Below are 12,619 nucleotides of genomic sequence, written 5' to 3' on the forward strand. Positions count from 1 at the left end.
AGCCACGCCTTTCAGCCGACACCGGTGACCTCATGACCGACAAGTCTATTGGATCCCTACGGGAGCCACCAGGGCTCTCGCCCCAAGATGCGCAGCGCATCAGCACCGAGCACGTAACCCTTGCCAGCGCGGCGCAACTGCATCTCGATCGCTCCCACCCCATAGATCGTGTCGGCAGCGACCCAATCGAACGGCACGCCGGCGGCAATCGCCCGCGCGATCATGTGTGCAGCGATCTCGGGTTTGGTGACGAAGTGAAGGCTGTCGGGAACATGAGCGGCTTGCCGTCGGACCGAGTTGTTGATCCATTCCTTGGGGAGATACAGCTGGCGGTCGATGAGGGCGCAGCCCTTATTCGACACGTAGGCCGCAAACACGCCGATCTGGCAGCTGGTGATCTTGCCGGCCGATCCGGTGTACTGACGTCCAACCCCACACGAGTGCTGGCCCTGCTTGAGAAAGCCAGTCTCGTCGAGGACGAGTGACCTGCCACTGAACCTTCATCCAGTGGCGTTTAGAGCCTCGACACTGATACGCCGTGTGGCGCGACAGGAGCAAGGGGCCATCATCCGTTGGTCTGAGCTCATCAATAATGGTGACCCCGGATCAGAGAAGGCCATGAGCGATCGGTGGTCTGCCAATCTCAGCCCTGTGACAGGCCACCAATGTCTCATCGCGTTAATGTCGCTTCCGCTGGGAAAACCGGCGAGCAACCCGCGATCTGATCCACTCCAGATGTTCCAGGGCCGGCTTGATATAGCTCAGGACTAGCCATCGACAGCTCTCTCGTATCGATTCAATCTTCTGACGCACTGCGTCAGCCCAGGTCGCACATCGATCAAGCAAGCGCCGGATCGAAGCAAAGCGACGATTGCGCCGCATCGCTGCAAAGCGGCGCTCTCGGTGCTTGAGAGCAGTATCTCTCACGGAGCTTGGAAACCAGAATAGATCCAACTCACGAACCCCATGTTCGATGTATCCGGGTGGGAGCCCGCAGAACCACTTGATCGCGTCTTGCCTCCAGGTTTCCCTTTCATCCCAGAGCTCCAGAACGGTTCGCCCATCACACCTCGCTTTCGGGAAAGCCAAGCTGACGCACGACCTCCTGGCGTGTCTGCTCAAGGGTCAAAGAAAGTTCGCCCTGGCGGCTCTTGGCAACCGTGTACCCAACACCCCAGTGCTCCATCGCCACATCCGTATCCATCGTGGCAAGATCCGTCCAGGGCACGTGGCTCTCTCGCAATGCCGTGGCCAGTCTCGGCGGCATCGCACGAATGACGATGCTCCCGCCGCGCTTGATAATGGGGCCAAGGACTTCCTCGGCCATTTTCGCGATCGGGTCGTCCTTTCGAAGGTTGCTCCAGAGATGTTCCACATCATTGAGACCAATGGCGATGGTCGCATCCGGAATAACCCGCCGAAAGGCTTCTTCGGTCACCTTGGCCAGCCGGATCATCTCGGTATCGCATCTGACCATGATCACAACAACAATCGGCATCCCGTCAGGAACCTCGCTGGCAACATCGACACCAGCAAAGAACGTCACGGCACGATCGTCTAAGTTGGCGCCGGTGTCCCAGATGACCGTCTCGCGTCGCGAGAAGCTAGCCCGGGTTGCCGCGTAAGCCTCGTTGAGAACCTCCATGTCGGCCTCCTCGTTGCCTTGGAGTTTGGTCGTGGGAGGAAGTGTCACGCTCGTCACGAGCCCAGGCAGCCGGTTGCCATGGCGGCGCTGATCGTCGAATTCAACGATTCGGCTCGGCAGCCCAGACAACTCAATGGACGCTTGGAACAGCGCTGTGGCGGTGCTTTTGCCAGCAGTTCCGGCTCGCTGAACCACAACGATCAGCGCGGGCGGGGAAGATGTGACCGGTTCTTTCCGGCGTAGGAATGGCAACATTGTTCGATCTCCTTTCTGAACAATGTGAGATTAGCCGAAAATGTTTAGCAGTTTGCTAAGCCAACTTAACAATTTTGGCCTCTCCCTTGGAGGCGCGTTTCCGGCTATTCAGCCGTCCCCGAGTTGAAGGAGGAGCAAGAGTGTCTCGGTCCCCATCCTGGCAGGAGGTTGCACGGGCAACAGCAAAACGGTTGCAAACCACTCCCCATGGCCAGCACCGGGTCATCCTCAATCGGGTCGCCTCAGAAACAGGCTATCGGCCCTCGACGCTGCGCAGCCTCATCAAGTCGCTGCAGTTTCTTGACGATTTAGGCCAAATCGACCCAGACCTTGCAGGCCAAGCCCGCAGGACGAGCCATGCCGTTGTTTCAGTCTTTGAGAGATGGTGGCGCCATGACCAGGTGGGTGCTCATGAAGCTCTTCGGGAATATTGCCGGTTTCCCCAAGCCATCCGGGATCTGGTTGCATTGGAGAAGGAGGCCCGCGTGGTCATGGCTGCCAAGGCGGCCCAATGGGATGAGGATCATGCATCTGATCTGGAAAGCCTGGTCCGTCCCAATGCCGTCTCCGGCCGAACCTTACGTCCAATCAGGCGTCAGAATAGCTTGATCGAGAACCTGCAGGCCAAGCGGGTTGCTGGCCGACGCGCGGATGACATGTGGGCAGATCTGGGTCGAGCCTTCGAGCGGATGGACGGGTGGGAGTATTCTGATCGACAAGCGTTGATCTGGCAAAAGCCCAGCGATTTATGGCGCCGTCGCCGGGTGTCTGCCGTTTGGTACTATGACAACCAAATCCCTCTTGCTGCGGCGATCGAGATCCGCTCCCCAGCCACTCTGGACCTGCTCTGGGATCGAGCTCCTGATCTCATTCTCCGAGGCCACGGCCTCAGACGCGCGGTCAGTGTCGTGGTGATCGTGCTTCCGGACCCGATCTGTGAACGCGTCTTCGACGACAGCCATCTCGGCCCCGAATACCTCAACGGAAGCGGGGGCGTCTGGTGGTGTCACCGGATCTAAAGCGGCCGTTGGCGCCTGAACGGGCTTAGTCGGGCTCCATCATTGCGGCACGCCGTTTGATCTTGCGCCTCCGCTCGTCCGCAGCAGGGCTCTTATGCCGGCTGGTTTGAGCCGTGCCGTCCTTCGGCACCACAGTGCCGGGCGTGCCGGTCGGAGGGCTCGCCTGGGGCATCTCGGCTGGCAGATTTGGCTCTGTACTTTCTTGATCCGAATGGGCTGAATTCCGAGCCCGGTACAGAGCCTGCCGGAGGGCGCCTTTTTTCACGTTCGGCGCGGAGGACTGGGTCAGGCTGAGGATGCGATCGAAGATCGTCTCCGCCGGGTAGCCATCGGCCACCAAGGCTTCAATCGCGCAAAGATGCTTGCCGATGACCTGGGACACGAACCTCCGCCCCAAGGATGGTTCGAGATCCTCGGCGATAGCTTCGATGAGTTTCAGAGGATCCTTCTCGGTCATTTGTCACCTCAATCAAATCTAAGACACCATAAGATAAATTATGACATTTTTAAAACTAATATAACACTATATGACAAAATTCAACATTACGGGTCGAGCTCAAAGGTGGGCTGCGTTCGCTCTCGCATAACCAGGGAACCGAAGCGAACAGAAAGTCCGGATGCATACGGCCGCACACCTAGAGAACGGCGACACCATCTCGTTTTTTGAGAACGAATGATCCATCCCTGCCGTTGTGGCTTGCGAATGTGACCATGAGAATAACCGAACACCAACGTGGGGGACGGTTGTGAACTCATTGAATCCTTTTCCGGCACCGACGCGCACGGGCAAAACGGCGGATGAATACCTCAAAGAGGGCGAGCGGCACTTGCGCAAGGCCGGAAAGAAGTTCCCGCTGATCGCCTGCCCGGCCAAGGCGCTCGTCGCGATCCGCAAGAACAACCAAGTGCTCAAGGCGAGCACGGCCCGCCGCTATTGGCAGGAGCACCTCGCCATCCTCGGCAAACTCCGGCAGGTCGGCCAGATTTCGGGTGAAACCCATGACGAGGCGAAAGCTGCGATCAAAGCCGCCCTGTTCGACAACAGAAAGCGCCCTGGCATCCCGAGGACCGGGGCTAAGAAGGTGCGTGATCTGAGCGAGGCGGAGGCTGCGTCCCTGATCGAGGCGCTTGTGCAGAAGGTCCAAGGATCGAAGGCCGACGATGTCGACCGATATCTCCTTCTCTATGTGCGGCTTGCTCCGGTCCTGGGCTTTCGTCCCTGCGAAGGCGTCGGGATCCGGCTCTTCGGCCCTACCCTTCTCCTCCCATGCGCCAAGAACACCAATGGTCGCGCGGGGCGCGACACGCGTCCGGTCAACCTCAAGACTCACGAGGCCGCGGTTCTGGATCTGATCGCGGAGTTCATCACCGTTCAACAGGCCCTGATCGACACCTATGGCAGCTTCGATGGATTTTACCCGGCCGCGAGACAGCGCCTCGGGCGACTGAGCGTCCGGGTCGTGCAGCGCCGGGTCTGCCCCTATTCCTTCCGGCATGTTGCCATGGCCACCTGGAAGGCGGCCGGCTATGACGTGGCCACGATCGCACTCCTTGCCGGCCACAGCAGCAAGGTCACGGCTGGCAAGCACTATGCCGGAAAAAGCAAGGGCTGGAAGGCGGATTTCGCGCTTGTCGCTCCGGCCGACGTCTCCGCAGTAACGGCTGACGAGACCGCGGTGCCGACTAACATGGAAGACCTCGTGAAAGCCACGACGGCCACCGAAGCCGATGCGCCGACTTCAACTGGTCTCAATGCAACTTCCGAACCCGAGAATGAGGCTGATGAGGAGGCCGGAAAGTTCACGACTTGGGAAGCCTTCTTGGAGTTCTCCTCGTTGCCCGTACCCTCTCGGAAACCTGCAGGAAACGCTCTATGGGATCGTAGGCGGGATCGGACGCATCCGGTAGCTTGCGAGTATCCTACCATCCCGTATCCTGATTTCGACTCGGTGAGCATCCCGACCCACGCGGATCTTGTAGAACCGGATGCGGTCGACGAATCGGAGGAGGATGCTGGTCTCGGAATGCGATTCTAATGAAAGGCCATCCGCGGCCGCTAGGCCGATCCTTGCTTGCTTTAAGGGATCGATCGTCAACTCGACGTCGATCTATCCTTCTTTGGTGGTAGTATCGTGCCTGGCTATTCCGCGAGCAAAGCCACTGCGGGATGACACGCTCAAGATCGTGGCCAAAGGCGCAAGATCCGACCAATCCAAGGTAACTTGAGGGGTTCTGTTGAAGCTTTGACGCTTGAGCTACCTGAGCTATCGTCGGGCAGGATCACCAGCGGATCAAGCGATTGGTCAGGCCCGGGCTGGACTTCAGGAGCCTCATGACAGCCTCACTAATGATTATAGGCTGTGAGATCATAGCAATGATCCGCAAGGATCAGGTCGCGAGTGAACCAGCAAACGACGTAAGGACACAGAGCGATTTCATTGTGGCTCTGTTCAGGGCCTCTGCTTGACTCCGGGTTCTGCCCAGCCGTCGCTCGACCCTTGGCAAGAGTTGCAACGGATCCACCCAAGATGACCGTCGGCTTTTGTCAGCACATGGGCCTTACTACACCTAACTCCCACGGAGATTATCGACAATCCGCTCAACGATGAGAGCGGCAGGTTGGGGCGAAGAGTTCTGCGTGCGGGGTTCGGCCGGGAACTATCGCTGCTCCTGAACAAAATGGGCCGGGCCGGCCATGACAAAAGGCGGCGTAGATGGATGATCCCCAAGCCGACGCACCGGGCTCGGCAGTTCGCTATCGTCGAGAGCGATTGCTCGAGATCGCCGGGATGGATCGGGGATCGGTACTTATGCCAGAAGACGCTTGGTGTACGGGTGATGCGGACTTCCAAGCACGGCGCGTGCCGGCCCTATCTCCACGATCTGACCGAGATACATCACGGCGACTCGGTGGCTCATTCGCTCGACCAAGCCCATGTCATGCGAGATGAAGAGGTAAGCCAGGCCGAGCTCGCGCTGCAGGTCACGCATCAGATCCAGCACCTGTGCCTGCACCGATACGTCGAGCGCTGAGACCGGTTCGTCGGCCACAATCAGCTGAGGCTTGAGGCACAGGGCTCGCGCGATGCACAGCCGTTGACGCTTGCCGCCCGAGAACTGATGCGGATACCGATCGAGATGTTCGTCATTGAGGCAAACCTGCCGCAAAAGAGCCGAAGCACGGGCGCGGTGCTCCTCGCGCTTCACCTGCGGCTCGTGTATGACCAGCGGCTCCGTGACCAGATCGAGCGCTGAAAGGCGCGGGTTCAGCGGGGCATACGGATCCTGGAAGATCATCTGCACGTTACGCCGAACCGTCTCCATAGCCACTGCTTGAGGCGTCCGGCGGCATTGGACAGACGCACGCGGTCGAGCATACGCTGTGCGGCCGCCTAGGCGGCGACTTGACCGAGCCCTCGTGTATCATCAGCACCTCGGCAAGCGGATGTGTCGCAAATTTGGAGCGGGGACGCGAAGATAGCAGAGGTCTCGTCTTAGCTCAGGCAACGAGCAAAGCGAACTACTCCGCCAGTGAATGTTGGGCATTGCAGGCATACTTCGCCTGTCCTTTCCGCATCATGTGGATCATCTCGATGCCACCGAGGATGACGCGAGCGCTGTCCATTGCTTTGAACCCGAGCATCGCCGGATCCGCCGCTTGATGGCGCGGTGATCCTGCTCAATTCGGTTACTCAGATATTGACTCTGCCGGATCCTGATCGGTTTCAGCTTTCGCCGTGACGTATCCCGCAGCCGATCTGTCGTGTCACAGTTGAGGATCGCTTCGCGATTGGTCTGACTGCCGTCGATGACAATCCGCTCCGGACGGCCATGTCGTTTGAGAGCCTTGCGCAGAAAGCGTTTGGCAGCGGTGAGGTCTCGGCGGGCGCTGAACCAGAACTCGACCGTGTCACCATTGCTGTCGACGGCTCGGTAAAGATACATCCACTGCCCGCGGACTTTGATATAGGTTTCGTCCACGTGCCATCTCCGGCTGACGCTTCGTTTGCGAAGATTGAAGCGCTCGAGCAGTTCGGGCGAGTAGCGGGTAACCCACCTGTGGACGGTCGCATGATCGACGGAGACACCGCGTTCGGCCATCATCTCCTCCAGGTTCCGCAGGCTCAGATTGTAGGCCAGGTACCACCGCACGCAGAGCAGGATCACCGAGCGATCGAAATGGCGGCCTTTGAACATCATGCACCTCCGGACTTGGCCGGAGGCTTATGCCGAACTGAGTTACCGAAAAGTTTGCAACAGATCCGGTCGAGGCTGATGCCTTCCGCGAAAGGGCGCTTCAAGCGCCCGCGCCGTTGACGGCGTTCGACCTATCCACTGCGCCCCAAAATCGGCATCTTAATTACCCGGCAAGAGTACGGCCGCTGGCCACGCCGAAATAACAGAGCCCATCTCCCGGCCTTGCGGTGAGGTTTGGAAAGATGATGTAGCCGTCTTTCGGGGCAGTCAGCACGCCCCCGCCGGCGCGCCGGGCGATGACCTGCCCGGCTGCAATCGCATCGCCCGTCTTCCAGACGCCCTCGAGCCGGTCTCCCTCGGCCTCGCAGAGGAAGATATCCGTGACCTGGATGACGGTCTCGGCCGCCACCTTCGGCAAGGGTGCATCGATCAGCCTAAGATGTGCGAGGGCATTGAGGATGGCCGCATAGCCGATCTCGACAGCGTGAGGATCGTCATGGGAACCACATTCCAAGGTGACGGCATAGCCACCGGAGAAGCGCATATATTCCGTGGTGCCGACTCCTTCCGAAGTCGCCTTGTTCGAGTAGCCGAGCCGCTCGCGCGCCTTGAGGAAGCGTCCATAAACGTCGAGCCAACCATGAATGACGATCGAGGTGCCGAGCCTTGCCGCAAACTCGCCCTCTGCCTTGGCATGGCGGAATGGCTCGACCGGCCCCGCATTATCGAGGGGACCCGCGAAGATGAAAGGTTCGCCCTCACCGTGGAACGAATGAATGTCGAGCAGGACGTCGTGTTCCCGCAATAGGGAGCACATGCGGTTGCCGATCCGATCCTCATAATCCTCCGGGATCGTCTTTTCGCGCAAATCCCGGTTCAGGTTACGGTCACCCTCCCGGCTTCCCTGGCGATAGGCCTTCATGTTGGCAACCGGCAGGAAGGTCACCTCGCCTCGGCGGATCGCCAGGCGACCTGCGCGACAATCGTCGATCGCGCGCAGGATTGCCTGCGGTCCGCAGGTCTCGTTGCCATGAACGGCGCCGACCACGATCAATTTCGGGCCCCGATCGAGTCCGGTGAAGCGTACCGTTTCGACGGGCGTCTCGGGGTCGAGCCGCTCCCGGTCATCAGCCTGAACATAGTCGATGTCGATCAGCATCCCGGGCCTGAGGCGGCGCACCAAGTTGAGCATCCTGTCCTTCGGAACGCCGATGCATCCGGCCGTACCACTCATATCGGATCTAGCGGCATGGATGAAGATGGCGCTTCCGCGACCGAGCTCTGGAACAGCATCGTTGAACCCGACCGGAACGATGACATCGAAGAGGCGCTCTGCCCGGGGCCTCATCAGCCTCTCGTCGATGCGCTCTCCGCTGTTGGAGTAGACGAGCCGGTTGTAGTCGACTCCTTCCTCTTCCCAGATCATCTCGTCTGCGAGCGGAACGAACGGAAAGGTGAGGTTGCGCGGGAAGTCCGGAAGGGCAGCGTGATCGAAAAAGCCATAGCGCAGCGGGAAAACGCCGATCGGCGTTCGCTTGTCCCCTTCGCGCTTGAAGGAGGCCTGAACCAGCCCACCAGCCCCGATTGTGCATGGGACCGTCCAGTCGCCGATCGTCAGTTGACCAAGGTGGGCGGGCTCGCCCGCACGCGGCACGCGAACGATGATCTTCGGAATGCTGGTCATGTCGAAGGACCTTCTGAGGCGTCGCTCAAAGCTTGGCAGAAGAGGGGGCTCATGGGATTCGATCAACCTGACGCTACAAGAGGGGGCTGTCCGGGGCGGCGATCTCGTGGACCCGGCGGCATCGGACGAGATGAGCCTCGCCAACTTCCTCCATGTGCGGCACCGGCGGCGTGTGGCAGATCTCCCGCGCCTCGGGGCAACGCGGATGGAAGCCGCATCCTATCGGCATATCGAGTGGATTGGGAATTTCGCCGGTAATTTTGTCGCCCCGGCTGCGCTTGAACGGGTCCGGGATCGCCGAGATGAGCGCGCGCGTGTACGGATGCCGTGGATTCGTGAAGATCGACTTCCAGCCCCCGGTTTCGACGATACGGCCGAGATACATGACGGCGACCCGGTCGCTCATATGCTCCACGACGCCGAGATCGTGGCTGATCATGATGTAGGAGAGGCCGAGCTTCTCCTTGAGCTCCAACAGCAGGTTGATGATCTGGGCCCGGATTGAGACGTCGAGGGCCGAGACCGGCTCGTCGAGGATGACGATCTTCGGATCGAGGATGAGTGCCCGCGCGATGCCGATTCTCTGGCGCTGGCCGCCGGAGAACTCGTGCGGGTAACGCTCGGCATGATCCGGCCTCAGGCCAACGCGCCCGAGCATCGCGGCGATGCGTCCATCAATCTCACTTTGCGTCGTGATTCCATGGAGCCGAAGCGGCGCCTCGAGAGTCTTGCGAACAGTCTGGCGCGGATTGAGCGACGAGTATGGGTCCTGAAACACCATCTGGGCGATAAGCGCTCGCGCCTTCCGTTTCATCCCCTCGCCCGAGGCCTCGTGCCCGTCGAGAACGATCCGTCCACGGGTCGGCTCCTGCAGGCCGAGGATGGTGAGCGCGAGCGTGGATTTTCCGCAGCCCGACTCGCCCACGAGGCCAAGGCACTCGCCCCGCTTCAATTCAAGATCGACGCCGTCCACTGCATAGAGGTGCCGGCGCGGGCCGAAGAGCCCGCCGCCGACCGGAAAATGGACCGCAAGGTCCTCGACCTTGAGGATCATGTCGTTGGAGGGATCATTCATGGTGATGGCACCGTACGAAGCCGTCGCCTCCGAGCGGCGTCACGCCGGGATCGTCCATCCGGCAAAGCTCGGTGGCGGCATAGCAGCGGGGATTGAAGCGGCATCCGGCGGGAAAGGCCGACACGGGCGGCACGACGCCGGTGATCTCCTTGAGGCGCTGGCGGCCATGCCGGGCCCGCGCGCCGAGGAGCGGCAGCGAGGCCACTAGGCCGCTCGTGTAGGGATGGCTCGGCGAGCGGAAGACGTCCTCCGCCGGGCGCTCCTCGACGAGCTTGCCCGCATACATGACACCCACCCGGCGGCACATATTGGCGATGAGGCCGAGATCGTGGCTGATCATCAGAACCGCCGTGCCCTTGGCGGCCGAGAGCTCGCGGATGAGATCGAGGATCTCGGCCTGCACCGTGACGTCGAGGGCGGTCGTCGGCTCGTCGGCGAGGAGAAGGTCGGGGCCGCAGGCGAGCGCGATCGCGATCATGACGCGCTGGCGCATGCCGCCCGACAGCTGGTGCGGATAATCCTTGACCCGGCGCTCGGGCGCCGGAACGCGCACGCTGGCGAGCGCTTCCACGGCCAGGCTCTCGGCCTCCTTCCAGCCGACTCCCTTGTGCAGCACGAACATCTCGGCGATCTGTCGCCCGACCGGCGACAGCGGATTGAGCGCCGTCATTGGCTCCTGGAAGATCATGGAGATCCGGTTGCCGCGCAGCTTGCGCATCTCGGCCGCCGACAGGTTCTGGATCTCGCGGCCGGCGAACCGGATCGTGCCGCCGCCGATCATGAGAGGATCCCGCAGCAGGCCGATCAGCGAGAGCGCCGTGATGCTTTTGCCGCAGCCGGACTCGCCGACGAGGCCTAGCGTCTCGCCGCGCCGGATGGTGAAGGACACGTCCTGCACGGCCGCGAAGCGCTTGCCGGCGACGGCCAGGTCGATCCTGAGATTCTCGACCTCGAGAAGCGGCTGCTCCGTCATGCGCGCCGTGTCCTGGCCTGGGGGTCGAGGATGTCGCGCAGACCGTCGCCAAGCAGGTTCAATCCCAGCACCGTCATGAAGATCGCAAGTCCCGGGAAGATCGAGATCCAGGGCGCCGTGGTGATCTGATCGCGGGCATCCGACAGCATGCTGCCCCAGCTCGGATAGGGCGGCCGGATGCCGAGGCCGAGGAACGACAGCGCCGCCTCGGCCAGCACCGCGCCGCCCATGCCCAGCGTGCCGATGACGATGATCGGGCCCAGCATGTTGGGCAGAAGCTGGGTGAGCATGATCCGGATGTCGCCGTAGCCGAGCACCTTCGCGGCCTGGACATAGCCCTGGCTCTTGAGCGACAGGGCAGAGGCGCGCGCCAAGCGGCACGTGAAGGACCAGTTGGTGAGACCGAGCGCGATGAGCAGACTGGTCAGGCCCGGATTGAGGATCGCCATGATGGCCAGGGCGAAGATCAGGGACGGGATCGCCAGCATCATGTTGGTTAGGCCGTTGACGAAGTCGTCCCACCAGCCGCCCCAATAGCCGGCCGAAAGGCCCAGGCAGACCCCGATCACCGTGTTGATGAGCTGCGACACGATGCCGACGGTGAGCGAGATCCGGGCGCCGTAGAGGACGCGGCTGTAGATGTCACGCCCCTGCGCATCGGTGCCGAACCAGAACGCGCTGCCGGGCGGCTCCTCGGCATACATCAGGTTGGCGTCCAGAACCGGGTCGGTATGGGCCAGCAGCGGAGCGCACAGCCCGGCGATGATCACGCCGGCGAAGAGCACGCCTCCAATCACCAGATTGGCTCGGAATTTCACGGCGCGGCCTCACGTGTACTTGATGCGCGGATCGATGATCACGCAAAGGACATCGACGAGCATGTTGATGAGAAGGAACAGGAGCACGATCACCAGGATCGAGCCCTGAACCACCGGGATGTCGCGCAAGGTGACGCTGTCGACGAGAAGCGAGCCGAGCCCCGGCCAGGAGAACAACTTCTCGACCACCACGGCCTGGCCGATGACGGTTCCGAACTGAAGGCCGATGGTCGTGAGAATGATCACGAGCGCATTGCGGGTGAGATGCCAGCGAACGACCTTGCTCTCGCTCATGCCCTTCGAGCGGGCCGTGCGGACGAAATCGGCATTCATGATCTCGAGCACCGCTGCCCGGGTGGTGCGCGCCATCAGGGCCAGTGGGGCGACGCCGAGCGCGATGGCCGGAAGGATGAGGTATCGCAGGCTCCCGCCGCCATAGCCGAAGCTCGGAAGCCAGCCCAGCATCAGGGCGAACACGTACATCAACATCAGGCCGAGCCAGAATTTCGGCAGCGACAGGCCCGAGACGGCGCCGATCATGGAGAGGGTGTCGATCCAGCTTCCCGGCCTCAGGGCCGCGATGAAGCCGAGGGGCACCCCGATGACGATGGCGAACAGCATCGCGGCGAACGACAGCTGCGCAGTCGGCCACAGGCGTTCGGCGATGACGTGAGCGACGGGCTGCCGGGTCCGGAAGGACTGGCCAAGGTCGAAGGTTGCGAGCTGGCCGACGTATTTTCCGAACCGGACATAGACCGGATCATTCAGCCCGAACTCATTGTTCATGCGCCGCATGACCTCAGCGTCCAGGACGCTGCGTCCGTCGTCGCTCATGCTCGACGCGAACGTGCCCGGAATGACGCTGAACATCACGAATATCAGGGCTGCAACGGCCAGAATGATAGGCAATGTCTGCAGCAAGCGCCGCACGATGAATGAAAGCATTCAGGGCT

Annotated in this window: 10 protein-coding genes and 2 pseudogenes; 2 read left to right on the forward strand and 10 right to left on the reverse strand. The window is 61.3% G+C overall.

The annotated features are described in order from the left end of the window. Nucleotides 1-95: 95 nt before the first annotated feature. Nucleotides 96-482, reverse strand: a pseudogene (locus DDF70_RS12905) (IS701 family transposase); the annotation flags it as partial. 581 nt (nt 483-1,063) lie between these two features. Further along, complete coding sequence (locus DDF70_RS12910) at nt 1,064-1,900, reverse strand: hypothetical protein (protein ID WP_114945277.1); 837 nt, start codon at nt 1,898-1,900, stop codon at nt 1,064-1,066. Between the two features lie 140 nt (nt 1,901-2,040). Here DDF70_RS12910 and DDF70_RS12915 point away from each other — a divergent pair, with 140 nt between their 5' ends. Next, nucleotides 2,041-2,919 (forward strand): hypothetical protein, encoded by an 879-nt coding sequence (locus tag DDF70_RS12915; protein WP_162820376.1) that lies wholly within the window; start codon nt 2,041-2,043, stop codon nt 2,917-2,919. 25 nt (nt 2,920-2,944) lie between these two features. On the opposite strand, the gene DDF70_RS12920 is transcribed toward DDF70_RS12915, so the two are convergent. Next, complete coding sequence (locus tag DDF70_RS12920) at nt 2,945-3,376, reverse strand: hypothetical protein (protein ID WP_114945279.1); 432 nt, start codon at nt 3,374-3,376, stop codon at nt 2,945-2,947. A 289-nt stretch (nt 3,377-3,665) separates the two neighbouring features. Here DDF70_RS12920 and DDF70_RS12925 point away from each other — a divergent pair, with 289 nt between their 5' ends. Then, entirely contained in the window at nt 3,666-4,955 is a 1,290-nt protein-coding gene (locus tag DDF70_RS12925; RefSeq protein WP_114945280.1) for a tyrosine-type recombinase/integrase, read from the forward strand. Between the two features lie 622 nt (nt 4,956-5,577). On the opposite strand, the pseudogene DDF70_RS12930 reads toward DDF70_RS12925, so the two are convergent. The 7 genes and pseudogenes from DDF70_RS12930 to DDF70_RS12960 all read right to left on the reverse strand — a co-directional run. Next, nucleotides 5,578-6,240: pseudogene (locus tag DDF70_RS12930) on the reverse strand (ATP-binding cassette domain-containing protein); the annotation flags it as partial. Nucleotides 6,241-6,439: 199 nt separating this feature from the next. Further along, nucleotides 6,440-7,116 (reverse strand): IS6 family transposase gene (locus DDF70_RS12935; protein WP_114945281.1). Its coding sequence is split into 2 segments (ribosomal slippage): nt 6,440-6,564 and nt 6,564-7,116, totalling 678 coding nucleotides; the frame shifts between segments, so codons are not numbered across the junction. Between the two features lie 163 nt (nt 7,117-7,279). Further along, nucleotides 7,280-8,800: a L,D-transpeptidase family protein gene (locus DDF70_RS12940; protein WP_162820377.1), complete on the reverse strand. Its 1,521-nt coding sequence runs from the start codon at nt 8,798-8,800 to the stop codon at nt 7,280-7,282. Between the two features lie 73 nt (nt 8,801-8,873). Next, on the reverse strand, nt 8,874-9,875 hold the full coding sequence (locus DDF70_RS12945; protein ID WP_114945282.1) for an ABC transporter ATP-binding protein: 1,002 nt from the start codon (nt 9,873-9,875) through the stop codon (nt 8,874-8,876). Continuing rightward, nucleotides 9,868-10,848 carry an ABC transporter ATP-binding protein gene (locus DDF70_RS12950; protein ID WP_114945283.1) on the reverse strand — a complete coding sequence of 327 codons (981 nt, stop codon included), beginning with the start codon at nt 10,846-10,848 and terminating at the stop codon, nt 9,868-9,870. Before DDF70_RS12950 ends, DDF70_RS12945 begins: the two co-directional genes overlap by 8 nt. Beyond that, complete coding sequence (locus DDF70_RS12955) at nt 10,845-11,666, reverse strand: ABC transporter permease (RefSeq protein ID WP_114945284.1); 822 nt, start codon at nt 11,664-11,666, stop codon at nt 10,845-10,847. The genes DDF70_RS12950 and DDF70_RS12955 overlap by 4 nt, the downstream gene beginning before the upstream one ends. 9 nt (nt 11,667-11,675) lie before the next feature. Next, nucleotides 11,676-12,611, reverse strand: coding sequence for an ABC transporter permease (locus DDF70_RS12960; RefSeq protein ID WP_114945285.1), 936 nt, complete (start codon nt 12,609-12,611; stop codon nt 11,676-11,678). Nucleotides 12,612-12,619 lie beyond the last annotated feature (8 nt).

The sequence above is a fragment of the Microvirga calopogonii genome (assembly GCF_003347665.1).
Classification (GTDB): Bacteria; Pseudomonadota; Alphaproteobacteria; order Rhizobiales; family Beijerinckiaceae; genus Microvirga; species Microvirga calopogonii.